Source organism: Arthrobacter sp. Marseille-P9274, from assembly GCF_946892675.1.
Taxonomy (GTDB): Bacteria; Actinomycetota; Actinomycetes; order Actinomycetales; family Micrococcaceae; genus Crystallibacter.
The window spans coordinates 18,390-41,111 of record NZ_CAMPOV010000006.1; the positions used below are offsets into that span (position 1 = coordinate 18,390).

26 protein-coding genes and 1 pseudogene are annotated in these 22,722 nt (G+C 64.5%); 14 read left to right on the top strand and 13 right to left on the bottom strand.

Translation table 11 applies throughout. The annotated features are described in order from the left end of the window. Positions 1–117: 117 nt before the first annotated feature. Positions 118–861, top strand: coding sequence for a hypothetical protein (locus OC550_RS22510; RefSeq protein WP_042490951.1), 744 nt, complete (start codon positions 118–120; stop codon positions 859–861). Positions 862–928: 67 nt separating this feature from the next. Here the strand turns inward: OC550_RS22510 and OC550_RS22515 are convergent, their stop codons facing one another. The 4 genes from OC550_RS22515 to traA are packed head-to-tail and all read right to left on the bottom strand — an operon-like array spanning position 929 to position 6,185. Beyond that, the gene (locus OC550_RS22515) at positions 929–2,227 is read right to left on the bottom strand and encodes a serpin family protein (protein WP_228168121.1); all 1,299 of its coding nucleotides are present in this window, start codon (positions 2,225–2,227) and stop codon (positions 929–931) included. 8 nt (positions 2,228–2,235) lie between these two features. Next, complete coding sequence (locus OC550_RS22520) at positions 2,236–2,505, bottom strand: DUF1971 domain-containing protein (protein ID WP_010339208.1); 270 nt, start codon at positions 2,503–2,505, stop codon at positions 2,236–2,238. After that, the gene (locus OC550_RS22525; protein WP_010339209.1) at positions 2,505–3,242 is read right to left on the bottom strand and encodes a DUF6118 family protein; all 738 of its coding nucleotides are present in this window, start codon (positions 3,240–3,242) and stop codon (positions 2,505–2,507) included. Before OC550_RS22525 ends, OC550_RS22520 begins: the two co-directional genes overlap by 1 nt. A gap of 9 nt (positions 3,243–3,251) precedes the next feature. Then, positions 3,252–6,185 carry a Ti-type conjugative transfer relaxase TraA gene (traA, locus tag OC550_RS22530; RefSeq protein WP_010339210.1) on the bottom strand — a complete coding sequence of 978 codons (2,934 nt, stop codon included), beginning with the start codon at positions 6,183–6,185 and terminating at the stop codon, positions 3,252–3,254. Between the two features lie 173 nt (positions 6,186–6,358). Between traA and OC550_RS22535 the strand changes: the two genes are divergently transcribed. From OC550_RS22535 to OC550_RS22560, 6 genes are all read left to right on the top strand, one after another. Next, the gene (locus OC550_RS22535; protein WP_010339211.1) at positions 6,359–6,667 is read left to right on the top strand and encodes a conjugal transfer protein TraD; all 309 of its coding nucleotides are present in this window, start codon (positions 6,359–6,361) and stop codon (positions 6,665–6,667) included. Between the two features lie 37 nt (positions 6,668–6,704). Continuing rightward, entirely contained in the window at positions 6,705–6,914 is a 210-nt protein-coding gene (locus OC550_RS22540; protein ID WP_010339212.1) for a conjugal transfer protein TraD, read from the top strand. After that, positions 6,907–7,461 carry an AAA family ATPase gene (locus OC550_RS22545; protein ID WP_010339213.1) on the top strand — a complete coding sequence of 185 codons (555 nt, stop codon included), beginning with the start codon at positions 6,907–6,909 and terminating at the stop codon, positions 7,459–7,461. Before OC550_RS22540 ends, OC550_RS22545 begins: the two co-directional genes overlap by 8 nt. Beyond that, a complete protein-coding gene (locus OC550_RS22550; RefSeq protein ID WP_010339214.1) occupies positions 7,454–7,717 on the top strand; it encodes a hypothetical protein in 264 nt (87 codons plus the stop codon). The genes OC550_RS22545 and OC550_RS22550 overlap by 8 nt, the downstream gene beginning before the upstream one ends. Positions 7,718–7,719: 2 nt before the next feature. Further along, positions 7,720–9,378, top strand: a complete 1,659-nt coding sequence (locus OC550_RS22555) for a type IV secretory system conjugative DNA transfer family protein (protein ID WP_010339215.1) — start codon at positions 7,720–7,722, stop codon at positions 9,376–9,378. A gap of 946 nt (positions 9,379–10,324) precedes the next feature. Beyond that, positions 10,325–11,236 (top strand): replication initiation protein, encoded by a 912-nt coding sequence (locus tag OC550_RS22560; RefSeq protein ID WP_029547944.1) that lies wholly within the window; start codon positions 10,325–10,327, stop codon positions 11,234–11,236. Positions 11,237–11,306: 70 nt separating this feature from the next. On the opposite strand, the gene OC550_RS22565 is transcribed toward OC550_RS22560, so the two are convergent. From OC550_RS22565 to OC550_RS22575, 3 genes are all read right to left on the bottom strand, one after another. Beyond that, on the bottom strand, positions 11,307–11,588 hold the full coding sequence (locus tag OC550_RS22565; RefSeq protein WP_010339217.1) for a hypothetical protein: 282 nt from the start codon (positions 11,586–11,588) through the stop codon (positions 11,307–11,309). A 17-nt stretch (positions 11,589–11,605) separates the two neighbouring features. Then, positions 11,606–12,247: an AAA family ATPase gene (locus OC550_RS22570; protein WP_010339218.1), complete on the bottom strand. Its 642-nt coding sequence runs from the start codon at positions 12,245–12,247 to the stop codon at positions 11,606–11,608. 155 nt (positions 12,248–12,402) lie between these two features. Further along, complete coding sequence (locus OC550_RS22575) at positions 12,403–13,035, bottom strand: transcription elongation protein SprT (protein WP_010339219.1); 633 nt, start codon at positions 13,033–13,035, stop codon at positions 12,403–12,405. Positions 13,036–13,417: 382 nt separating this feature from the next. Here OC550_RS22575 and OC550_RS22580 point away from each other — a divergent pair, with 382 nt between their 5' ends. Genes OC550_RS22580 through OC550_RS22600 form a run of 5 tightly spaced genes read left to right on the top strand, consistent with a single transcriptional unit; the run spans position 13,418 to position 15,769 of the window. After that, positions 13,418–13,735, top strand: a complete 318-nt coding sequence (locus OC550_RS22580) for a type II toxin-antitoxin system RelB/DinJ family antitoxin (RefSeq protein ID WP_368736950.1) — start codon at positions 13,418–13,420, stop codon at positions 13,733–13,735. Beyond that, complete coding sequence (locus OC550_RS22585; RefSeq protein ID WP_029547945.1) at positions 13,704–14,024, top strand: type II toxin-antitoxin system YafQ family toxin; 321 nt, start codon at positions 13,704–13,706, stop codon at positions 14,022–14,024. The genes OC550_RS22580 and OC550_RS22585 overlap by 32 nt, the downstream gene beginning before the upstream one ends. 2 nt (positions 14,025–14,026) lie before the next feature. After that, complete coding sequence (locus OC550_RS22590) at positions 14,027–14,647, top strand: histidine phosphatase family protein (protein WP_010339222.1); 621 nt, start codon at positions 14,027–14,029, stop codon at positions 14,645–14,647. 8 nt (positions 14,648–14,655) lie between these two features. Next, positions 14,656–15,324 carry a hypothetical protein gene (locus OC550_RS22595; RefSeq protein ID WP_126053495.1) on the top strand — a complete coding sequence of 223 codons (669 nt, stop codon included), beginning with the start codon at positions 14,656–14,658 and terminating at the stop codon, positions 15,322–15,324. Between the two features lies 1 nt (position 15,325). Then, complete coding sequence (locus OC550_RS22600) at positions 15,326–15,769, top strand: hypothetical protein (protein WP_042490982.1); 444 nt, start codon at positions 15,326–15,328, stop codon at positions 15,767–15,769. Positions 15,770–16,188: 419 nt separating this feature from the next. Here the strand turns inward: OC550_RS22600 and OC550_RS22605 are convergent, their stop codons facing one another. The 5 genes from OC550_RS22605 to OC550_RS22625 all read right to left on the bottom strand — a co-directional run bounded on the left by OC550_RS22605 (position 16,189) and on the right by OC550_RS22625 (position 19,553). Next, positions 16,189–16,809 (bottom strand): hypothetical protein, encoded by a 621-nt coding sequence (locus tag OC550_RS22605; protein WP_126053496.1) that lies wholly within the window; start codon positions 16,807–16,809, stop codon positions 16,189–16,191. Continuing rightward, positions 16,806–17,357, bottom strand: a complete 552-nt coding sequence (locus OC550_RS22610; RefSeq protein ID WP_037525727.1) for a recombinase family protein — start codon at positions 17,355–17,357, stop codon at positions 16,806–16,808. The genes OC550_RS22605 and OC550_RS22610 overlap by 4 nt, the downstream gene beginning before the upstream one ends. An 89-nt stretch (positions 17,358–17,446) precedes the next feature. Beyond that, entirely contained in the window at positions 17,447–17,866 is a 420-nt protein-coding gene (gene tnpA, locus OC550_RS22615; RefSeq protein ID WP_010339227.1) for an IS200/IS605 family transposase, read from the bottom strand. Between the two features lie 168 nt (positions 17,867–18,034). Continuing rightward, positions 18,035–18,913, bottom strand: a complete 879-nt coding sequence (locus tag OC550_RS22620) for an AAA family ATPase (protein ID WP_088296610.1) — start codon at positions 18,911–18,913, stop codon at positions 18,035–18,037. Then, positions 18,840–19,553: a Mu transposase C-terminal domain-containing protein gene (locus OC550_RS22625; RefSeq protein WP_238147330.1), complete on the bottom strand. Its 714-nt coding sequence runs from the start codon at positions 19,551–19,553 to the stop codon at positions 18,840–18,842. The genes OC550_RS22620 and OC550_RS22625 overlap by 74 nt, the downstream gene beginning before the upstream one ends. Before the next feature lie 144 nt (positions 19,554–19,697). Here OC550_RS22625 and OC550_RS22630 point away from each other — a divergent pair. Beyond that, a pseudogene (locus OC550_RS22630) lies at positions 19,698–20,994 on the top strand (IS110 family transposase). A 149-nt stretch (positions 20,995–21,143) separates the two neighbouring features. Here OC550_RS22630 and OC550_RS22635 read toward each other — a convergent pair. Beyond that, entirely contained in the window at positions 21,144–21,899 is a 756-nt protein-coding gene (locus OC550_RS22635; protein WP_242496122.1) for a helix-turn-helix domain-containing protein, read from the bottom strand. Positions 21,900–22,090: 191 nt separating this feature from the next. On the opposite strand from OC550_RS22635, the gene OC550_RS22640 reads away from it, so the two are divergent. Further along, positions 22,091–22,663 (top strand): recombinase family protein, encoded by a 573-nt coding sequence (locus tag OC550_RS22640; protein WP_007407197.1) that lies wholly within the window; start codon positions 22,091–22,093, stop codon positions 22,661–22,663. Positions 22,664–22,722 lie beyond the last annotated feature (59 nt).

Consider the following 22,722-nt stretch of genomic DNA (forward strand, 5'->3'; position numbering starts at 1 on the left):
GAGCATGGGGACGAGGGTGGCCCGCAATCAACAAGCACCTTCAGAACCCAGACGAAAGCGCCCTCCCCTAACTATCGTATACTACTCAATCAGCCGGCAGCGGGCGGACACGGGGCGTTGCGACAGGAAGCGACGTCGCCTCTCCCGCGCGATGCCAAGGCCATCGGCGATGCCTGGATCGCCCGTCTCAAAAAGCGGGGAGCGTTACTCGGCTACGGCCTCGCGGGAAAGGGTTCCGCCGGCCCGGTCGAGATGATCGACACGGGGTTGACCCAGCAGGAATTCGACAATTGGGCAAAGGAGAACGGTTGGCGCGTGCCTGGCCACATCAGCTGGAGCTTTGTACCTAAGATGAGCATTCCTCCGGTGAGTGAGGCCGCGAAAGGCGCGATCCGCGTCTGGCCCGCTTCCAAGGCGCGGACGGGCCTTCAACATCAGGCACTTTACCACGGCCGGGTCGAACTACGTGACGGCTGCTTTTTCGTCGGCCTCTCGGGCCAGCCTGTCGACAAGTTGGCATGGTTCCACTCGGAAATGGGGCTCGACATTGACCAGTCCGGCTACTTCATTCTGCGCGAAAGGGTCGGCGGAAAAACGCTCGCCCGCTTGGGCGAGGATATGAACTGGGGCGGCCCCGCGACTGCGGACATCGACAAGGAAACCGCACAAGCCTTGCAAGATGCATGCGGACCCGGCGAGCTATATGTCGTCGGTTCGCCCGAAGCGAGCGAGCGCTTCTTGACCCAGTATCCGCATCTCCGCGAGCCATCGGTTCCCCCGCCGGCACCCCCGAACAAGATTGAGATCGGCCGGTGCTGGACAGCTCCCGCGAAGCCACCTCATCGCGAGCAACTCGCTTAGACCGAACCCAATCGGGTTGTCGAAGGGCTGATCTGGCGGTTGCCCCTCGCCACGCACTTCATGCTACCTAGTTGCTGATCGAGGTTGGATCGGCGATGCGCCCGAAAAACAGCACCGCGCCGCTCTTTCGGTCTCGCAGGGTGGCAAGGAAAGGACGATCGACCACCATCTCCGGTACCTGAGGCGCTATCCGCGCACTGGTGACGACGACCTTGATCGCAGTTGCCGCCGCTGCCTCGGTGCCCTCCTCATCGACGCGCAGGAAGGTCGCGTGCGCCACATCATCGATCGCCAAGCGCGCACCACGGGCAATCCCCGACAGGTCCGCGCGCTGGTGGTCGAAGGCGCTCGGCATACCCGCTGCGATGAGCGCTGCCTTCACGCTCTCATCGAACCTGGCTTCAAAGCGGGGCAGAACGATCCGCACCGCGCGTTCCTGCTCCGCTGACAGGTCGAAACGATCATTGCCGCCCTGCTCGCCGGCGAAGAAATCGACACCCTTCAGCTCGCGCTCCCAGCGGCGCAGGGTCGCCGCGTCACGCGGCAGGAAGATTTCCATCACGAAGCTGCCATCGCCGCGATAAGGCAGCGCGATCGCCTGCCCTTCCCGGGTCTCGCGATAGTCGAACCAGCCAATCCGCTTCATCATCGTGATCGGGATGCGCGTGCCGTCGCCACGCGTGAAGGACCGCGTTTCCGTCTCCTCGAACGGCACCTGCCACTTCGCCTTGAAGTAAAGCGCGTTGGTCAGCACAGCGGCGGTGTCATCCCCGAAGCCGCTCGGAGAGACGATCTCCGAAATCCTGCCCTTCGTCTCGCGCGAAACCCAGCCATTGATCCGCTCGGCCGCTCCGGTGGGATCACCAGCATAATCGACGGTTTCCGGAGCCGCTCCGAAGCCGGCATGCGCCTCGGCGACATACTCGTCCCGGACCGGCAATCCCTTCGCCAGCCACAGCGCGTTCGCGATGCCGAGCGCGGTATCGGCATCGCCGGTGTCGTTAAGCTGGGCATTGTAGGATTTGATGAGCGCAGGGACGTTGCGGGACGAATCCCAACCAAGCACGCGGCCAATCTCCTCGCGCGTGGCGCCCCGCGCGCCAAGGTAGGCGAGCCCCAGGCCCTGCGACAAGCTGACCGGGGAGATGAACAGATTGGCGTTTGCATCGGCCTTCGCTGCCAGGTGCGGGTAGACCTTGACGGTCATTAACGCCGCGCCATAGGTCAGGTCATGCGGCAAAGCCTCGGCGTCGGGCCGGGACAGGCTTGTAGGAAGCGAGCCGGGACTCGGTGCCGGGTCGCGCGTCGCACAGCCACCAAGCGCGAGGATGGCAAGAAGCGGGTATGACAAGGCTGTTTTAGGCATGGCTCTCCCTAAAGGCTTGGCTGCTGATCGTAGAAATCGACCTGCATCCGCATGGCTCCGAGCGGTTCCACGAAATGCGGCTGTTCGGGCAAGATCAGCCCTGGCCGGTCAGGTGTAAGGACCACCTCCGAGGCCGGGTCGAGATAGGTGAGCTTCAATCTCCCTTCGATGACCCGGATCACGCCCCACACACCGGCCTTGGTGCGATGTTCGGAGCGCAGGGCAGCGGGCAATGTCGCCTCATCGAATATGGGCGTCGAGCGGTAGGGAATCACCATTATCTCTTCACTCCCACCTGGATCGTGCATCGCACCGGCTGATCCGCCTTCCTTGCCGCTTGCCGGCATCCTTCGATCTTTTCACGATTGTCGCGCAGCAACCTGTCGGCCGCGACGATCGCCTCCCAGCTCGCCGGTGACGCGCTCGCCATCAAATGCTGCCCGGCATCCCACGGTGTCGCCTCGGCAAGAGCCCGCGTCGCCATGCGTTCGGGCCATTGCCAGCTCGCCGGCGCGATCTCGCGCGCGACCATACCGGGAAGGAAGGACCAGAGGAGGATGCCGATAAGCAACCCGCTCAACCCGAACCATAGTTGACGGTCCTTCTGATCCCGCGCCGTCAGCGCCGATTGAACGACGGTGCGCAGCTCGCGCCCCTGCTGCTTCATCTCGTCGGTGGCGGTCGCGAGGGCGGCATGGTCGGCGCTGCGAAGGTCGGCCGCCGCTCGATTGATCTGCGCCGAAACCTGCGCCGGCGTCATCGCCAACGCCGGCGACTTCACGATGGCCGTCGTAACCTGGTCCAGGCGTCCGTTGATGCCGTCCAGCCCCTGGACGACATGCCCCAGCGTCTCGGAATAATCCGGCACGTCGATGCTGGCGCGCTCGGCCGCCAGTCCCTCGATGGCGCGGCGCATCAACGCTAGTTCGCCGCGCTGCTGCTCGACCGCAACGCGCACCTGCTCGAACGCTTCCGCCGCCGCGTCGCCGCCTTCCTCCCATTCCTCGTCCGCCATTGCCTCTCCTTATCGGCTCAACCCTCGATCGCGGCCGATTTCCAGCGAACGGGTCAATTCCTGGCTGATCGGGCGATCCCGGCCCATTTCCAGCCCCAGCTCGGGCGCGCGCCGCCGCAAGACGGATTCGAGTTGGGGATCGCGGTGCAGCGTTCCGGCCAGGCTCTCCATCTTCTTGCCGGTGCGCTGCGCGGCCTCACGATCGCCGCTGCGCGTAAGCTCGGCCCGCTCGCGCGCCATGCCCTGCCAGCGCTCCACGAACCGATCGGCGCGAAGCTCGGGATTGGTGCGGACCTGGGCCTCGTGCGCCATCGCCCGCGCCGCGCCGCCGGCCTTGCCCTCGGCCGCTTCGCGCACCAGCACCGGGTTGCGCTCGAACGCGGACGCCAAATCGCGGGCGGCATGGGGCCGCACCTGGTCGAGCGCGTCGCCCGCCTTCGCCAGCGCCTGCTTCTGATGCGGGAGCACGGGCAAGCCCTTCTCCCGCATTCGGTCCATATCGGCCTGCGCGCGCGCATAGCGCTCGATCGCCCTGGCCTGGCTCGGCGCTGCCGGTGCCCGCTCGGGGGTGGTGTTAATCGGACCCCCTTTGCCGTCGCGCGCCAGCTCGGGCGAGGACGATTTCGGCTTGAACCCGGCGAACATACCCCTCGCCTTGTCACGCACCTTCCCGGCGATCTCGCGCGCGAGTTCCGGGAAGCGGATCTCGCGCCGCTCGGCGAACGCGCGGGCCTGGGCCTGCCCGTCACGGGCGGCGGCATAATCGCCCGCCATGTCCTTGCCCCGGTCGCGCGACAGGGTGCGGGTGAGCTGGCGCTGATCTGTGAAATCGTCGCGACCATAGTGGAGCTGCACGCTGTCGCGGTGCCGCGACAGGCCGACATAGGCCGAGTGCCGATCCATGCCCGGTGTCGCCAGCACATGCGCCTGATCGACCGTCACGCCCTGCGACTTGTGGAAGGTGGCGGCATAGCCGTGATCGACATGGGCATAGTCCTTGAGGTCGAACGCGACCTTCCGGCCATCGTCCATCTTCACCGCCATGCCCTCGGCGCTGACGCGCTCCAGCGTGCCCAGCGATCCGTTCTTCACGCCAAGGCCGCGATCGTTGCGGAAGAACATGATCCGATCACCGGTCGCGAAATCGCGCCTGCCGCGCTCCACCGATAGCCCCACCTCCTCACCCAGCTCGCCGGCGGCGCGCATACGGCTGCGGGCTTCGCTGTTCAGCTCCTGCACCTCGGCATTGGTATGGGTGAGGATGATGCGGCTCTTGTCCGGATCGGCCTGCCGGTCGCTCTCCCATCCGTTCATCAGTTCGACCCGCGCCGCCTCGCGCGTGTCGGCAGCGCGCACCATGCCTTGCCTCTCATAGGCGTGCAGCGCCTCTCCGGTCCGGCCTGTGGCGAGCGCGCGCGTCGCGTCCTTCTGCCAGTCCTCATGCTGCCGGCGAATTTCGGTGATCTCGGCCGCGCCATGACGCTCGGCAAGGCTGCGGAACGCCGCCCCGGCCTCGATCGCCTGCAACTGCTCGGGATCGCCGACAAGAACGACCTTCGCGCCGGCACGTTCGGCCTCCGACAGCACCCGCTCCATCTGGCGCGAGCCGATCATGCCCGCCTCGTCGATAACGAGCACATCACGCGGGCCTAGCTGCTCGCGCCCCTGCCCCCATGCGTGCTCGAGACTGGCGATCGTCCTCGAGGCGATGCCGGAACCACCCTCAAGATTTTCGGCGGCAATGCCCGACAGGGCCGCGCCGCGCACCTGATAGCCTTCGCGCTCCCACGCCTCGCGCGCGACCCCCAGCATGGCCGACTTGCCGGTGCCCGCATAGCCGACGACGATGGCAAGATCGCCACTCGTCCCTATATGCTCCAAAGCGGCCCGCTGATCTTCACCGAGTGTCAGCCCGCCACTCCCGGCGGCGTTCAGCCCCCCTTGTAGCGACGCCGCCGGGAGACCATGCCCCACCCTGTCGGCAAGCCGACCGGCAGCGCGCTCTAGCCGCTCCTCCACCGCGATCATCTCGCGGCTCGTGAACCGCTCCTGGTCGCGTCCGTCCTTCCCCAGCGCCACCAGCTCGGGCGAGGACCGCACCGCGCTCATGGCCTGGTCGAACTGCTCCTTGCCGTCGCTGTGCCGGTGGACGAACATCGCCAGGTCGCGGGTGGTGAACGTCGCCTGTTGCCGCGTGATCGCATCCAACGCGATTTCCGGCTTGGCGATAATCTTCTCGCCGTTCTCGCGCGCGATCCGCACATGATCGTCGGCGTTGCGGTGCGGCTGTCCCTCAAGCTCGTGCCGTTTCCCCATCGGCCCGATCTTGTGCTGGGGCTCAAGCTCGATCCCCTGCGCCTCGTAGGAGCGATGGTCGATCCGCCCTTCCAGCCCCAGCTCCGCCATGCGTTCGTTGACGTGGGCGGCCCATGCCTCTCGCCACTCCTTCAACAGCTCGGTTGAGTTCCAGGCGCGGACCTTCTTGCCGAACCCCTCAGGTCCAACCTCACGCATCGACAACATGACATGCGCGTGCGGCTTCGGGGTGCCGTCCTTTGCCTTGTCCCAATGCACATTAAGGTCCGCGACCATCCCGCGTTCGACGAACTGCTTGTCCACAAAATCGCGGGCGAGGCTAACGCCCTGTTTCTCGCTCATCTCGCGCGGGATCGAGAACTCCACCTCGCGCGCGAGCTGCGCGTCCTTGCGTTTCTCCCCGGCCTCCACCTCGTTCCACAGGGTCGCGCGATCGTTTAAACGCTCCGGCGCACCTTCGGGAGCCAAGATTTCCGAATGGACGACGCCGGCCTTGTTCGAGAAGTCATGGTCGCGCCCCAGCCGGTCATCGTGCAGCCGTTCCGCCGCACGATAGGCCGCACTGGCAACGGCGCTCGATCCGTTGGCACGGCTGATAACCTTGGCCGAGAAATGGTAGATCGCCATGACAACCGCTATACTGCCCTTCTTAGCGCACGTCGGCAACGACGTATAAGCGCGCACTCACACTCTCTGCCGTTCGCATGATTGACTTCGCCGCATTTTTGTTCGCAACCGCTGTCCTGCATCCGTGATCGTGCTACGCTGCCTCTCCCGATCATGGGCGCGAGGGAGAGAATATGCGCAAGGTCCGCGACTATGACGCCGAGTTGAAGGCGCTGGGCGACAAGGCCCGCGCGCTCAAGGCGAAGAAGGTCCAGCAGCTAGGCGAACTGGTCACGTCCACCGGGGCCGATACGCTTGATGCCGACGTGTTGGCCGGTGCGCTGCTCCATATCGTCGCCGAAGCACAGGCTGAAGGAAACCGGGAGGCGTGGCGCTCCGATGGCGCGGCTTTCTTTCAAGGGCGCGGGCGCAAGACTGGCCGACGTGCTGGCGGCAGCGCGGAAGGCGGAAGCGAAGCTGGCGCAGGCGAGGCACAGGCTTGATGCCGCCGCGCGCCGCATCGATACGAGAGGATGGGTCGTGGCCCGACGCGAGCGCACCCGCCATCTCATAGAGCTGGGCGGCCTGGTTCAGAAAGCCGGCCTGGTCGAACTGGCCGACGACGATCGCGCCACCCTCTACGGCGCGCTGCTCGAACTTGCCGCGAAGGCGCGTGAGGATGGCAACGCGCTCTCGCTCTGGAAGCGGCGCGGCAAACGCGCGTTCGACGCGGAAGCTGACGATGGCTGACCGGCCCGATTTTCATATCATCACTGGTGGTCCCGGTTCGGGTAAAACCACATTGATCGACGCCCTGGCGGCGCAAGGCTTCCACCATATGCCCGAAGCCGGTCGCGCCATCATTCGCGATCAGATCGCCATTGGCGGCGGCGCCCTGCCATGGGCCGATCGCGGGGCCTTCGCTGAACTGATGCTGAGCTGGGAATTACGATCCTGGCATGAAGCGCATGACCGAAAAGGCCCGGTGATCTTCGATCGCGGCGTTCCTGATGTGTCGGGCTATCTGCGCCTGTGCGGCTTGCCCGTTCCTTCCCATGTCGAGCGCGCGGCCGAGATGTTCCGCTACCAGCGCCGGGTATTCATCGCCCCGCCCTGGCGCGAGATTTTCGGGCAGGACACGGAGAGGAAGCAGGATTTTGCAGAGGCGCAAGCGACCTATGAGGCGATGGTCACGGTCTATGCCGATCTCGGCTATGAGCTTGTGTCCCTGCCTCTCGCCCCGGTTGCTGAAAGAGTGCGCTTTGTGCGCGCACGGATGTGGAGGGTAGATGACTGACCGCGTTCCCCGCTCATGGCAGCTCCTGATGGTCGGGTCAGGCGTACATCGGATCTCGCCCGATCTTTGCGACCGGCTTGTGCGCCTGCTCGATCTCTCGCCGCAAACCCGGCTAATCGAAATCGAAACCGATCAGGGCGGCGTCAGCGTCTCACGGGACTGGCCCAGCGACAAGATGGAGGAGGTCTCGGCGATCGAAGCCGAAATCCAATCCACCCCCGGCATCATCCGCATGACCATGTTCCAGGCGAGTTGACGATGGAGTGGTTCCGCCAGCTCGGCCGCGCGATCCGCAACCTGTCCCGCATCGCGCGCCAGAATCCCATATGGGCGATCACCGCGCTGGTGGTCAGCCCAATCCGGCTGATCCGCCATCTGTTCGCCGTCCTGATCCTGTTTCTGGCCGCCGGCATCGTGCTGGGCCTTGGGATGCCGCTCATCCTGGGCAAACTGCTCGGCCTCCCGCATGATTCCAACCTCTATCAAATCATCATGATGCTGACGGTGATCGTCGTCATCCTCATTGGCCTGCGCGCGCTCTTCCAGCCCCTGATCCTTGCTTATGGCGGCCCTGCCGCCGACGACACCCACGGCTCGGCCCGCTTCGCCACCGACGCCGAAAACCGCGCCTATGCCGGTGATAGCGGCCTGCTGATCGGCCGCGATCGCAAGACGGGCAGGCCGCTGCGCTATGCCGGTCCAGCCCATCTGCTGACGATCGCGCCGACGCGCACCGGCAAGGGCGTGGGCACGATCATCCCCAATCTGCTCGACTATGCCGGCCCGGTCGTCTGCATCGACCCCAAGGGCGAAAATGCCCGCATCACCGCCCGCCATCGCGGCAACTTCGGCCCGGTCCATGTCCTCGATCCGTTCGGGGTGACGGGCCTTCCCGGCGCGGCCTTCAACCCGCTCGATCGCATCGACCCTGCTGGCCTCGATCTCGCCGACGACTGCATGACGCTGGCCGATGCGCTGGTCTATGACGCCCCCGGCGAAGCCGGCGAGGCGCACTGGAACGAGGAAGCCAAGGCGCTAATCGCCGGCATCATCCTCGCGATCGTCACCAGCGAGCCGCCGGCGACCCGCACCCTTGCCACGCTACGCGATCGCCTCACCCTTGCGCCGCAAGCCTTCGCTGCCATGCTCGAAGCGATGCAGGCGCAAGGCGGCCTCGCTGCCCGCGCCGCCAACCGGCACCTCGGCAAGTCCGATCGCGAAGGCGCCGGCGTCCTGTCGGCCGCCCAGCGCCACACCCATTTTCTCGACAGCCCACGCATGACAGCGGTGCTGGGGCATTCCGATTTTACGTTCGCCGATGTGAAGGCGCAGCCTACCAGCGTCTACCTGGTGCTGCCGCCCGATAGGCTCGCCACTTATGCCCGCTGGCTGCGCCTGATGCTTGCCCAAGGGCTGACCGATCTGGCGCGCGCACCGGCCTCCCCTACCCGCTCTGTCCTGTTCCTGCTCGATGAGTTCGCCGCCCTCGGCCGCCTCGAACCCGTCGAGCGCGCCATGGGCCTGATGGCCGGCTACGGCATCCAGCTCTGGCCGATCCTGCAGGACGTTCACCAGCTCCGCGCGCTCTACGAGCGCCGCGCCGGCACCTTCCTGTCCAACGCCGGCGTCCTGCAGGTGTTCGGGGTCAACGATCACGACAGCGCCAAGCTCGTCTCCGATCTGCTCGGCCAGGAGACGGTAGTGTTCGAGACCATGAGCCGCGCAATCGACGCGGAGGAAACCGGCATCTCGTTCGGCGCGCAGCATGTCGGCCGCCCGCTGCTCACCCCCGATGAGGTCCGCACGCTGCGCGAGGATTTGCAACTCGTGTTCCTCGCGGGGCAACGGCCGATCGTCGCCGCCAAGCTCAAATATTACGCAGATCGCGAGTTCGCCGGCCGCTTCGACAAAGCGTGAGGTCGTTTAAACGGCATGCCTGTCAAAGCGCCATCGTTCCGATATACAGGCAATATCGAAGTAACGGCGTTCCGCCGCACATTATGCCGCGTCGAAATCGCCCAAAAGCGCGGAAAATCGCGCTTTGGCGTGCGAAAGGTGAGTTTTGGGGTATCAGCTCACCGTTCGCCTTTCGCGCGGCGGTAGGTGATACTCCTAAGGGTCGTGGATCTCGCGCCGGAAAAATCGGCCGTCCGGGAAGCCCTTAGAGCACCGTGGGCAGTTGCGACGCCCGAAACCCTGTCCAGGAGACGGAATCGCGCTGGGTGGCCCGGAAAACGCCCCTGCCGGGACGTTTCCACCCTCCCTGCCCTCTCGATCGGAGCGCCCACATATCCGCTTGGCTTTTCTGGAAAGCCATTTTCCACGGCTGGTCTAGGCAGTGTGCTGGCGATAGGGCGTGACGGTTGGGCGATATTCCAAATCAACAAAAGCGTGCCGGCGAAGCCGGCTCATTGTGGGGATGCCGGGTGGGAGGATCGCGTAGCGATCCGGGGCGGCCGAAGGCCGCGAGCCGGCGGGGCGAAGCCCCAAGAGGCGGTGCTTTTCTTCTCCTTTGGGCATGTCGGTGCCGCCGGCGCAGAGTTATCCACAGGCAAGGCTACCCTAAAACTCACCGTTCGCCTTCTGATTCAAAGATTCTTCTTAGATTCAAGATTCAGGGTGCCTCAAACCCGCAGAAAACTTGGAAAAATGACCTCAAAAAGTGAGTTTTGGGGTCGAGTCGCGTGAGCTTTGGGGTAGCCTTCGGTGAGTTTTGGGGTCGGTAAAAGTGAGTATTGGGGTCGAGTCCGGTGAGCTTTGGGGTATCCGCCAAATCGACGGTGAGTTTTGGGGTATCCTCCCCTGATCGCGATCGGCGAGCTTTAGGATTTGCCTAGCTCACCGCTGCTGTTAAGGTGAGGGCATGGCTTTAGCAAACTCACCAGTGAAGGACGCGAAGGCAAAGACTGCCTCGGGCGACGAAACCGCCCTCACCCTCGCCCAAAAGGGACGCGGAAACCCGTTCGATCCCGCCAATTACGGGGAAATCGTCAAACCCGGCGAGCTGGTCGATATTGTCGAGCTGTCGCCCCTCACCCTCGCCGATCGGCGAATCTACAATCTGCTGATCGCGAACGCCTGGGACCGGATCGGCGAGCCGGTCATTCACCGCATCGCCAAATCCGCGCTCAAGGGCACGCACCAGGGCAACGAGCGCATAGAAAGTTCGCTGCTGCGTCTGATGGGCACGATCGCGATCGTCACCATCCGCAAGGCCGGCAAGAGCTACAAGCGCCGCGTCCAGCTTCTCGGCCCCAGCGACGAAAGCCTCGAAAAAGACGGCTTCCTCCATTACCGGATTCCCGAAGAGCTGATCGAGATATTGCGTAACAGCGAGGTCTATGCCCGCCTCAAGACGCAAGTGATGTATTGCTTCGAGTCGAAATACGCGCTGTGCCTCTATGAAATGATCGAACGGCGGATCGGCCTCGAATACAAGCAAAGCGAAGAGTTCACGATTGCGGAGCTGCGCGGGCTGCTCAACGTGCCGGAAGGTAAGTTGGAACGCTTCGCCGATTTCAACAAATACTGCCTCAAGGTCGCGCAGGACGAAATCAACAAGCTCTGCCCCTTCTGGGTCGAGTTCACCCCGATCAAGAAAGGCCGCAAGGTCGAGCGGGTTTCGATGATGTGGCTCCCGAAAACCATGAGCGGCCGGCGCGACGCGCAAAACCTGATCGACCAGCATAGCATCGTGCGGCGCGCCAAGCTGCGCGGCGACATACCCGAAATGCCGGTGCTGGTGGATTTCAGCGCGCCAGCGGCCGAACGGTGAGGGCCTACCCCAAAACTCACCTTTCGCGCGCTAGGACCGCCTAGCCTTCGCCAGCTCAGCCCGCGCCGCCCTAACCCTCGCCGGCATCGAGCGCGCGGCTCACCGTGAACTGAATCCACGCGCTCCGGCTGATCCCGCGCCGCTTGGCTGCCGCATCGACCTTGGCGAGAAGCGCGCGATCGAAACGCAGCATCACCGGCGACTTGCGCGGCTCGGCCCCCTGCCCCGCCTCGTCGGCCTCGACCGCGATCGGCGCGGCATCCGGCTTCGCCGCGCCGGCAATGAAGGCATCGGCGGCCGCCTCGTCAATCGCCGGCTTGGGCTTGCTGTTCGGTTTACGAGCGATAGCCATTAACACGCACTCCGATATTATCTTGATATACAAACCGCGCCGATCAGCGCCGTCAATTCGTCTATCGCCTTGGGGTCGCGCGGGCTTTGCTCGATAACCGCCCTGCCCTCGGCCGCCGCGTTCGGGAACGCCTTGCGCCGCACGATCGACGTGGGCAGCACTTCGATACCGTCGATATCGCCGATCATCTCCAAGGCGGCCTCATTGTCGGCCCCCTGCGCGTCCGCGCCGTTCAGCACGGCCACGGCGCGCAAGCCCTCGTTGATCTCGCGCGCCTCGGCGACCAGCGCCGAAACCTGATCGAGCGCCCACACGTCGAAGCTGCGCGGCTGCACCGGCACCAGGAGCGTGTCGGCGACGGTGAGCGCGGCGCGCAGCGATCCGGTATCGCGTCCGCCCACGTCGATGATGATATCGTCATATTTGCTGGCGAGCTGGCGGACCTGGCTGCGCAGCGCCGCGCCGGTGAGGGCGACGGCGGTATAGCCGGCCTCCCCAAGCCGCTCGGCGCGAAGCTGGGTGAAGGTGAGGGCGGTGCCCTGCTCGTCCCCGTCCACCAGCAAGAGGTCGCGGCCGGCGAGCGCCAGCGCGACCGCGAGATTGACGGCGAGGGTGGTCTTGCCAACGCCGCCTTTCGTGTTTCCGACTGCCAATATCATAATGCCCTCACTCTGCGAGCTATCGTTAGTCGATTTGCCATGAACTGTCTATCGCTATGATATACAGATGATGCTTACCTATTGGTGTTAAGCCATCGGAGCGTCATTGAAATGGCGATAGGACGGGTCTTGAATCCGAAATGACGATAACGCCCTCATTCCTCCGGTTCGGGATCGTCATCGTCCAGCGGCTCATGGCTCATCTGGCCGTGATCCTCGATCGGGCAAAGCGGCGCTCCGGCCTGCTCAAGCCATTTGCGCGCGGTCCTCACGGTATAGCCGCACGTCGCGCACTCGCATTTGAGCATCCGGGCTTTCTGCTTCTTGGGCGCGGTCGACTCTCCGTCCGTATCAAGGCGGGCATGGGGGAGGGGGCCGACGCTCTCCAAGATCGGCGCGATGGCCGCAAGGAACGCCTCGCCGGGGGTGGTGGCGCGCATCGGCCCGACTAGGCCCAGCCCAAGGGCGACCCGTTTAAACGCCTTCCCATGCCCTGCCGGGATGCCAACGGCGGCATGGACCAGTTCATGCGCGAGAATGGCCGCGATCTGCGCCGGCATCGCATCGGGCGCGTGCGCCAGGTCGGGCCGGATGAAGATTTCAAAATGCCCGTCCGCGCTCAACCGATTATCCCAGCACTCGCCGATCGCCTTGCCCTTCGCGCCTCTGCTGGTGAAGCCGATCGCCACGCGCACGCGGTCGGGCAGGGGGGCGTCCAGCGCCTCGAACAGCGGAGCCATGCCCAGCGCCACGGCATTGAGCCAGCTTTCGCGGGTTTGGTGGGTCATCGTCCTTACTCCTCCCTTCAAATCGCCTGTCCGGCGATGGCCATGCCATCGGCCGGAACACGGACGCCCAAGAACGCCGGCGAGAGAGGGGGGCAGCGGGATTCGATGGGGGTGGTGCGGCCGCAGCGCAGCGAGGCACGGCCCCATCTAATCCCGTTGCGGGGGAGAGACGGCCGGGACCGCCTTTCCCCCTTGAACGAACATCGACGCCGGCGCACGCCGGCACCATGAAGCGAGATCCGCTTGCGATCTCGCCCCCGCCATGTGGGTCGTCACCTTGGGCCAAGACCGCTTGCGGGCTTGGGGAGCGAAGCGAGTAGGGCCACGGTGCCGCGCCAGCGGCAGGCGCATGTCCCCTGCCTGGATTGAAATTGTTGCTCAAATGAGCTACATTGTCGGCTTGACCAAGGAGGTTCCAATGGCCGCTACCGCTTTCGTGCGCGCGCGCATCGACGAAACATTGAAGGATGAAGCCGCCGCCGTGCTGGCCGAGCTGGGGCTGACCGTCTCGGATGTGGTCCGCATGACCCTCACGCGGGTTGCCAAGGATCATGCGTTGCCGTTCGAGCTGAAGGTGCCGAACGCCGAGACGCGCGCCGCGATCGAGGCGTCCCGCGCGACGATGAAGGCCCACCGCGCCCGTTTCACCGATGCCCAGGAAATGTTCGATGCCCTCGACCAAGAAGCCCACCAGCAGTAAGCGGGCTTCGTTCCCAAGAGAGGCGTCCTACGAAAAAAGGTTCGTCAAGGATTGGGAGCGACTGTCGCGCAGCGGGCGCTACAACATGAAACAGCTCAAGGAGGCGATGATGATGCTCATCGCCAACGACGCGCCGTTAGGCCCGGAATGGCTGGATCATCCGCTGAAAGGCGATTGGAGCGATCATCGCGAGTGCCATATCGGCGGCGATTTCCTGCTGATCTATACGATTGAGGGGAATCTGGTGAACTTCGTGCGCGCCGGCACTCATGCGGAACTGTTTGAATAGCCATGCGCGTAATCTTCATCCGTCACGGCGAATCCACCGGCAATGCCGGCGTGCCGTGCCACGATCTCGCGACGATCGAGCTGACGGAGCGCGGCCACGAACAGGCGAGGGCGGTCGCGGCGAGCTGGACGCAAGCGCCCGCGCTCATCGTCACGTCCCCCTATACCCGCACGCAGCAGACGGCCGCGCCGACGATCGCGCGCTTTCCCGGTGTGCCGGTCGAAGTGTGGCCGATCGAAGAGTTCACCTATCTGCAACCGGCGCGCTGGAACGGCACGCGCAGCGCCGAGAGGATGCCGCACCTCGAACGCTATTGGCAGGACGCGGACCCGGACTATTGCGACGGGGAGGGGGCAGAGAGCTTCGCCACGCTGCTCCGGCGCTGCGAGACGGCGCTAGACCGCCTCGCCGCCATGCCCACGGACTCGCTGGCCTATGTGTTCGGGCATGGGCAGTTCATCCAGGCCGCGCGCGCGATCGTCGCCGATGCCCATATGGATGACCGCGCCAAGATGCGAGCGTTCTGGCGCAAGGGCGAGCCGCCCGCGATCGGCAACGCGGAAAGGATCGGGTTCAGGTGGACTGAGGATCGCTGGGAATGTTCACTGGCACTCGACGCATAACCCCTCTCTTGGCGGCGATCCTGCTGGCCTCCTGCGCCAACACGCCGGAGCCTCCTACCAACAGCCATGTTGGGGCGCATCCATACTCGGCCGCCGAGCTAGAGCGCGCTTTTACGAATAGCCGATCCGCCTTGCCGCGCGATCTCTACGGGCCACTAGGAATAGTCATCGATGCCAGGCGCGGCGCGATCGTCATCAGCACCGCTTACGAACTGACCACGGCAGCACCGGATTTTTCGTGCGCGGCGCTGCGACCGTTACCCCCGCGCGATCTTGCGACCACTGTTCCCCTGATCGATGAGCGGGATTGCCAGACAATTCCGGCGAAATATTCCAAAGCACGGCCATTTATCGTGACCTACGATGCCGCGACCTTCCCGCCATCGGCTATGCAGGAAGCGCGCGGAATGCTCGCGGTGGAGAGGGGATGTGTCGTGCTCCGCGAAGCCAATGGTTCACGCCTGTTGGTCTGGCGACAGCCCGCGCAAATTACGCAGACGCAGGATGGATATCGCATCGAGCAGTTGGGCGCGTCCGCCGCGATCGGCGCGCCGGTCGCGCTGACAGGCACCGGCGGAAACACCGTCTCGCCTGCATTTGCACGACAACATGCCATTCCCTCCGACTGCCGCACATTCCCGACCTTCGCGGTTAACGGCATTTTGCCAGGAGAGTGATGTGAGGGTGGCCGCACTGTGCCTGTTCCTGCTGGTGAGCGCGTGCGGCCTGGGAGAGACCTCGCCATCGGTGGTCGAACAGACCCAGGATGGCGTCACCGCGCTCGTCCGAAACGATGTGCAGGAATCAGAAGACGGCCTGGTCGTGTCTGACGCGATTGAACGGCATGGCTTCGTGCGGCGGCAAGGATCGTGCCTTGTCGTGGACTACAGCGGCCAAGAATATTCGCCGGTATTCCGCACGCCAGCGACCTTTGACGCTACCCTGCAATCTGCAACCGCGAAGCCCTCCGCCCCGCTTCAATTGCTCGGCGGCCCTCTCTCCAAGGTGCGACGTGGATTCAGCGAAGAACTGGCCGAATTTTGCGGACGGCCCCTGTTCCTGCTGGTCGGGATCACGCCTTCGGTATTTCATAACCCCGTCGTGCCCGGTAAGGCGCGATAGTCAGTTGGCGCTGAAATAGGGGCCGGCACATTGCGAGGGCAGGGGAGTGGAAAGGGCCTCGGGAGGTATGCTCTCGCCGACGCCCCCGCCAAGTTGAATGCGTGGGCCGATCGGCACGCGCTGCCCGCTGTTGCCCAATATAACGGCAGCTCCGCGTCCCTCGGTCACGATCCGGGAGCCCTTGGGCCAAATGACAAGCGCCCTCGTTTTGCCCGCTCTGCCGACAAGCCGCAGACAGCCATCACGGGCAACGAGCCGGCCGGACGCTAGCGCCGTCAATGCTATCTCGGGATCGAACGATAGTGTTGGTAGCGCGATTCCTGACATGGGAGGCTCGCTCGTCGTAGCGCAGCCCTCAAGTCCCATCGCGGTTAAAAGCAAAGATGGCAAGAACGTGCTATACCGGCGCACTGATCGCCTCATGACAACACCGATAATCCGGTAGGCTCAGGCACCCAGCGTCCAGCTTGGCGGATAAGGCGGAATTGCATTCCATGCGCTCCGAGATTGCCGAATACGGCTGTCGCCCAAAAAGTCAGCACACCTTTCCGATCGCGAGATTCGACCCTCACCGTGTAGAGGATCGCTTCGGCCTTGGTCGCGGTGACGAACGGAGTGGCATCGGCCCTGCATTGGGAGGCGGGGAAGGCGGGCAAGCGCAGTAGCTCGGCCAATCGCCTGATCGTTCTTTCCGGGGCATCCTTAACAGCGCCATCGGCGAGGCCCTGCAGCCCGACACAAATCGCTTGCTTGCCTTCCCCCGGTCGCGCCCGCGCGACCGCCTCGTCGAACATCACGTCGATCTGCGCATCATCGAGGCCGCTAATGTCGGGAGCGCCAGGAACCGCGATGGCACTCCCGTTACCATGATAATTGGGGCCGGGCACTGGCGGGGGAGGGGGCGGCGGCAATTCCGACGAACTTGCTCGTTGGGGTGGTCCCTCCGCCACCGCCGGTTCTTTCGCCGGACTACATCCTGCGAGACTGATGGCCAGACTGACGACGATGGCGGCACCAGGCCATTGCAGCCCCGTCATCATGGCCGTTCCTGTAACCGCGAAATCGTCGCCTGGCTGACGTTGAACAGCGCCGCGACGGAACGCTGAGTGTCGCCGGCGTCGAGCTTGCGCCGTGCCTCGGCCTGCTGGTGGGGGGTGAGGGCGCTTTTGCGGCCGAACTTGACCCCGCGCGCCTTGGCCTGGGCGCGGCCGGCGCTGGTGCGCTCGACGATCCGCTGGCGCTCCCAGCTCGCCGCGACGCCCAGCACCGCGATCACGACCTCGGCGAGCTGCGATGTCGTGTCCAGCATCGGCTCGGCGATCGAGCGGAAGCCGGCGCCGGTCTCCTTGACCGCGTGCAGGATGTTGAGCAGGTCACGCGTGTTGCGGGCGAGGCGATCGGTCGCCGTCACCATCAGCACGTCGCCGGGATCGAGCGCGCCGATCGCGCGCTTGAGCTGAGGCCGCTCGGCCGACGCGCCGCTGATCTTCTCGCGGTAGATCTTCGTGCAGCCGGCCGCCTCAAGCTGGGCGAGCTGCTGGGCCAGGTCCTGGCCGTTGGTCGAGACGCGCGCATAGCCGTAAATCATGCCGCGATTCTGCATCAGATTTTTGCATCAGGGAAGGGCGCGGATGTAAACGCTCGCGCTGAATGACTGACCGGCTGACGCCGGTAGGTTCATGGCGAAGGGCTGAAGCCTTGCTTGTGGGTATGGCGGTCGAGATAGCGCATGATGATATCGTCGGTGATGTTTCCGGACGTGGTTGAGAAGTAGCCACGCTGCCAGAAGCGCTGGCCCCAGTAGCGCTTGCGGATATGCTCGAACTCCTGCTGGATCTTGCGCGAGGACCGCCCCTTGACCCGGCGCACGAAGTCGCTGACCGAGATATGCGGTGGGATTTCAACGAACATATGGACGTGATCGCGTGAAAGCGCGCCATTGACGATCGTCACGCCCATTTCGACACAGACCTGCTTGATGATCTCGCGCACCCTGAGGCGGACCTCGCCGTGCAACACCTTGAAACGGTATTTGGGCGCCCAGACGATATGATAGCGATGATGAAAGGTCGTGTGGCAACCACTCGAATAGCCCATAGCAGGTATCCTCGGGAAAGTGAGACTTCACGCCTTTCAGGCGGTCTCACTTTCCCGAGGATACCTGCTATTATGCGAGTCTATGGCTGAAGCCAGTATCCGACTGAAGTCGGAGGGGTTGCTCCCAAAGCGTGACGCTAAATGGCGGCGTTCTGATCGCGCTATTTGTCAGTTGCCGGGTCCGATGACGAGGCAATCGCGCGCGGCCTGAACGATGTCAGCGGTGACCTCCTCGACGCGGTTGAGGGTCATGATCCGCCGCATCTGCGCGAACAGGCGCTCCATGAGCCGGAAGTTGCCGCGCGTGATGCGGATCACGGCTGCCTGCGCTTCGATCGCGTCGAGTTGGGCCGGGTCGAAGCTGATCCCGAAATCGCCGGCGTGGGTCGCGAGCAGCAGCCGCATTTCGGTCTCGGTAAGCGGTTTGAACTCGTGGACGAAGCCGATCCGCGAGTAGAGCTGGGCATAGCGGGCGAGGCGCTTCTCCAAGCCCGGCATACCCATCAGGATCAGCCCGAAGCCGTGGCGATCGGCCATGTCGCGGAGATGTTCGAGCGACTTTATGGTCAGGCGGTCGGCCTCGTCGACGATGACGAGGGGGCAGGCGATGCGGGCGGCGTCATGGGTGATTTCGTCCTGCGAGCCGCCCGCGACCGTCAGCCGGGCATAGCCCAGCTTAATGAGGTTGAGGCCCAACACCGCGTCGATCGTCTTGGGCGTGTTGCTGACCGACACGGTGTAGAAGACGGCGCGGCAGCGAGCGACCTTTTCGCCAAGGAGCGCGGCAATGGGACGGAGCGCGGCATATCCCCCCAGGTCGGGGAAGCTGGAAAACTCGCGCGCCGATCGCGTCTTTCCGACGCCCGGCCGGCCATGACACACGCCGATATAGCGGTAGTGCGCGCAGGCTTCGGCAAACTCGACGAACCGGGCATGTTCGCGGGTCGCCAGGAACGGCTGCTCGACCAGGAACTCAATCGTCAGCGGCGTAGAGCCGGAGCCCTCGGTAGGTGGTGGGCCGGGAAGCCGTATCCTCTTGGTCGCCATCGAAGGTCTCCGTGGGGGCAGGCACCTGCTTGTCGCGCTCCTTCGCGCCGCGCCGGGCGCGCTGGATCGCGCGCAACGACGGGTGCCCAGCGTGCTCGGAGCTGAGCGCACGGCAGACGAACCGGCCCTGGTGGTAGACGTGGATCTCGGTCAGGTCGCGGGGGTCATAGACCGCCTCGACCTGCTCGCCGACGAAGGCCGCGAGCGTGGGTTCGACATAGCGCCTGCCCATCAGACGGATGCCGTCGCGCAGCACTTTACGGGGCTTGGGCACGTGCACGAGCAGCATGTCGAGCTGTTCAAGGCTGTCGGGCATTGCGGGCAGGAACCCGCCCTTCTGCCAGCGCGTGATCGGCGGTTCGCCGGTGCTGCCATGCGGGCGACGATGATAGACGCCGCACACGAACGCCTCGAAGCGGGCGCGCAGCTCGTCGAGCGTGAGCACTGGCGCCGACAGCGGCTTGCCCGCGATCAGGTGGCCGGGCAGGTCGGGCAGGAACATGTCGTTGATGGTGCGGAACAGCCGCTCGATCTTGCCGCGCCCGCGAGGACGCCCCGGCAGCGAATGGATGAGGCGGATTTTGAGGGCGATGCACGCCTGCTCGATATGCTCGGAGATGAAATCCGAGCCGTAGCACATTGGGAAGCTGCCCCTCGAAGGCAGCATTCGCCTTGATGGAGACAAGGGCGCGTAGCGCCCGACGGCTTCATCAAGGCGGCCATGACCGGCCAGCAGGTCACTAAAGTGAAGTTGTCGACTCAACACTTTGGAGACTGACCGACCATGACCAAGCGCAGTTCTACTCCGGCCGATGCCGTGCTGGTAGCCATCGATATGTCCAAGCACCGCCAGGAAGTGCTGATCGAACGCCCGGAGGGCGGACGACGTCGCCGCATGACAGTCATGGCTACCAAGGCTGATTACGACCGCCTCGCGGACGATCTGGCAGCCATCGGCAGACCTATCGTCGTTGGCTTTGAGGCCACCGGCAACTACCACCGTACGCTGGCGCACCGACTGCTAGCTGCGGGTTTCGAGCTGCGCCTGATTTCGTCGGTCGCCTTGGCACGGACGCGTGAGGCGTTGCATAATGGCTGGGACAAGAACGATTCCAAAGACGCCCAGGTAATTCTGCACATGCTCCAGATCGGCGCCACTCAGCGCTACGTCGACCCGCTGGCCGCCGGCATCAACGACCTGCAGGAGATGTCGAAGACGCACGAGGCCATTTCCAAGGCGAAGACGCAGACCTGGCACCGCATCCTGACCCATTACCTGCCTTTGTATTTTCCCGAGATCGAACGTTTTGCGGGCAACAGCCGGTCCGACTGGTTCCTGGCTCTGCTCGAACGGTTTCCGACACCGGCCAGCATGACGACGCTCGGTCAGGAGGCCTTCACGCGCGAGGCCTGGTCACTGGTCGGCCGCAAGGTCTCCAAGGCCCGCTTAATCAACGATATCTACGAGACGGCCTGCGCCTCGGTTGCACTGCCGGTCGACGAGGAATCCGTCGCGGTCGCCATGTTCCGCATGGTCATCGCACAAGCCCGCAGCCTGATCCGGCAACGCGATGAGATCGAGCGGACCGCCAATGCCATGCTCAGCGAGAACCGCGACTATCAGCTCCTGCGCATGATCCCCGGGATCGGCCCGATCAACGCGCTGACGATCCTCGCCGAGGCTGGCGATCTTCGGCGCTTCAACCATCATCGCCAGTTCCTGAAGTTTTGCGGGCTCGACCTGGCCACCTGTCAGTCAGGCACCTTCCGAGGCCGAACCAAGCTCTCGAAGTACGGCAATGCCCGGCTACGCCGCACCTTCTGGATGGCGACCCAGGTCGCCATTCGCCAGCGCGACAACAGTTTCCGCGACAAGCTTGGTCGCTATGTGGCCGGCCACGGCAACGACCCTGATCGCCGCCGCAAGGCGATGACCGCACTCACCGCCAAGATGGCGCGCGTCGCGCACGCCGTCATCAAGACGGGAACCGAGTACCGTCCGTTCGTCGAACGGACGGACACCAGATGGAAGGACCCCTCTCTGTGGAGCCGTGAGGGCGCAGCCGCGACCCTGTAGATAATGTTCGGGCCTTCCATCTGGCATCCGCATCTCATTTTAAGGACGGTGAGGACCACGACCGGTGCGGTCGCTGGATCCTGTGTTTGCTATGGCCGAGAGCGCATTCCTTGACGATGGAAGCCATCTGGATCAAAAAGTCATCAGCGCCGATCACGCTCGGCGCAACGAGACCTGCTGGCCTTTTCCCGCCGCTGCTTCCCAACCTAGGACGTTGTCGACGTAAAGCTGTTCGGGAATGCCGCTGACGATCCATTCGGGATTGGGCTTGCGCCAGATCGCCTGCCGCAAGGCGAGCGCCGTGTTGAGGGCACTGGGGGCATCGAGGCTGAGGAAGTAACCGGCGATGGCTCGGCTGTGATCGTCAACGATGACGGTCAGCCAAGGACGCACCGGGGTTCCGGCATCATCGAGCACGAGAATGTCGAGAACGGTATGATCGGCCTGCCACATCTCGTTCGAGGTCGCGGCTTCGCGCCGATGCACTAGCTCGTGCTGGTCGCGGTAGACGGCCGGATCGGAGGCTGCGGCGATCTGGCTTGCCGGTATCGCCCTGACGACACGCGCGACGGCCGCATAGCTGGGGGTTCGGTGTCCATGCGCGATGGCGAGTTCCTGCACCTTTCGGTGAATGGCGGCGACCGGGGGTCGCGGGCGCTTGGTGGCGAGAGTGCGGGTCAGTTCGACCAGATGTTCCGGCAGGTGCAGCCTGCCCCGATCGTTGCGCGGCAGACGCGCGAGACCGGCAAGTCCTTCGGCACGGTAGCGCCCGAGCCAGCGCTGCAACGTCCGCTCGCTCAGCGTGCCGGTGCGGGCGAGGTCCGCGAGCGGGATGCCATCGGCGAGGTGCGGTTCAAGGACGCGGTAGCGCTCGATCGCCAGCGGCGGGACAAGCGCCGGATGCGTCACCGCCGACGGTCCGTGTCGCAGGTAAGGAAAACGGAGATTTGCCTGCCCATCGCCATGCGAGTCCGCTCGCGTTGCCAAACCGGCCTGTTCGACGTAAATCTACCCGGTAAAGAAAACTAGGGCAACATAGACCTGCCGATGACGACTTTCTTCCCAAACCGCGCCCGATCGGGGCGCCACCGGCCCTACGCATGAAAATCGGTTACGCCCGCGTATCGACCGCCGAGCAGAACCTGGACCTCCAGCGTGATGCGCTGAAGGCTGCCGGCTGCGAGAAGGTCATCACCGACAAGGCCTCCGGGGCGACTGCCGCTCGCCCTGGATTGGAAAAGGTGAAGGAGCTGCTTCGCGCCGGCGACACACTGGTGGTCTGGCGCCTCGACAGGCTCGGCCGCTCGCTCCGTGATCTGATCGGATGGATGACCTACCTCGACGAGGAAAAGGTCGGGCTGCTGAGCCTGCACGAGGCGATCGACACGACCACCACGTCGGGCAAGCTTACCTTCCACCTGTTCGGGGCATTGGCGGAGTTCGAGCGCAACCTGATCCGCGAGCGGACCCAGGCCGGTCTCACCGCAGCCCGCGCTCGCGGCAAGAAGGGTGGCCGGCCGGCCGCACTCGGCAAGGACAAGCGCGACCTGGCCGTCAGGCTCTACCACGAGAACACGATGCCGATCGCCAAGATTTGCTCGATGCTCGGCATCTCCAAGCCAACACTCTACGCCTATGTGCGATCGGCCGAGACCAAGCCGGTAGCCGCGTAGCGACGCTCGCCGACAAATAGCGCGATCAGAATGCCGCCACTTAGCGCGAGCGTTTACAC

What these genes read in the sequence shown, in the direction of transcription:
- OC550_RS22515 (WP_228168121.1), bottom strand. Translation starts at nt 2,227, where the DNA reads ATGCCTAAAACAGCCTTGTCATACCCGCTTCTTGCCATCCTCGCGCTT.
- OC550_RS22570 (WP_010339218.1), bottom strand. Translation starts at nt 12,247, where the DNA reads ATGATATTGGCAGTCGGAAACACGAAAGGCGGCGTTGGCAAGACCACC.
- OC550_RS22610 (WP_037525727.1), bottom strand. Translation starts at nt 17,357, where the DNA reads ATGATTTACGGCTATGCGCGCGTCTCGACCAACGGCCAGGACCTGGCC.
- OC550_RS22640 (WP_007407197.1), top strand. Translation starts at nt 22,091, where the DNA reads ATGAAAATCGGTTACGCCCGCGTATCGACCGCCGAGCAGAACCTGGAC.
- OC550_RS22545 (WP_010339213.1), top strand. Translation starts at nt 6,907, where the DNA reads ATGGCTGACCGGCCCGATTTTCATATCATCACTGGTGGTCCCGGTTCG.
- OC550_RS22555 (WP_010339215.1), top strand. Translation starts at nt 7,720, where the DNA reads ATGGAGTGGTTCCGCCAGCTCGGCCGCGCGATCCGCAACCTGTCCCGC.
- tnpA (WP_010339227.1), bottom strand. Translation starts at nt 17,866, where the DNA reads ATGGGCTATTCGAGTGGTTGCCACACGACCTTTCATCATCGCTATCAT.
- OC550_RS22605 (WP_126053496.1), bottom strand. Translation starts at nt 16,809, where the DNA reads ATGATGACGGGGCTGCAATGGCCTGGTGCCGCCATCGTCGTCAGTCTG.
- OC550_RS22565 (WP_010339217.1), bottom strand. Translation starts at nt 11,588, where the DNA reads ATGGCTATCGCTCGTAAACCGAACAGCAAGCCCAAGCCGGCGATTGAC.
- traA (WP_010339210.1), bottom strand. Translation starts at nt 6,185, where the DNA reads ATGGCGATCTACCATTTCTCGGCCAAGGTTATCAGCCGTGCCAACGGA.
- OC550_RS22550 (WP_010339214.1), top strand. Translation starts at nt 7,454, where the DNA reads ATGACTGACCGCGTTCCCCGCTCATGGCAGCTCCTGATGGTCGGGTCA.
- OC550_RS22585 (WP_029547945.1), top strand. Translation starts at nt 13,704, where the DNA reads ATGCCCTCGACCAAGAAGCCCACCAGCAGTAAGCGGGCTTCGTTCCCA.
- OC550_RS22625 (WP_238147330.1), bottom strand. Translation starts at nt 19,553, where the DNA reads ATGTGCTACGGCTCGGATTTCATCTCCGAGCATATCGAGCAGGCGTGC.
- OC550_RS22520 (WP_010339208.1), bottom strand. Translation starts at nt 2,505, where the DNA reads ATGGTGATTCCCTACCGCTCGACGCCCATATTCGATGAGGCGACATTG.
- OC550_RS22590 (WP_010339222.1), top strand. Translation starts at nt 14,027, where the DNA reads ATGCGCGTAATCTTCATCCGTCACGGCGAATCCACCGGCAATGCCGGC.
- OC550_RS22525 (WP_010339209.1), bottom strand. Translation starts at nt 3,242, where the DNA reads ATGGCGGACGAGGAATGGGAGGAAGGCGGCGACGCGGCGGCGGAAGCG.
- OC550_RS22535 (WP_010339211.1), top strand. Translation starts at nt 6,359, where the DNA reads ATGCGCAAGGTCCGCGACTATGACGCCGAGTTGAAGGCGCTGGGCGAC.
- OC550_RS22575 (WP_010339219.1), bottom strand. Translation starts at nt 13,035, where the DNA reads ATGACCCACCAAACCCGCGAAAGCTGGCTCAATGCCGTGGCGCTGGGC.
- OC550_RS22560 (WP_029547944.1), top strand. Translation starts at nt 10,325, where the DNA reads ATGGCTTTAGCAAACTCACCAGTGAAGGACGCGAAGGCAAAGACTGCC.
- OC550_RS22580 (WP_368736950.1), top strand. Translation starts at nt 13,418, where the DNA reads ATGAGCTACATTGTCGGCTTGACCAAGGAGGTTCCAATGGCCGCTACC.
- OC550_RS22620 (WP_088296610.1), bottom strand. Translation starts at nt 18,913, where the DNA reads ATGGCGACCAAGAGGATACGGCTTCCCGGCCCACCACCTACCGAGGGC.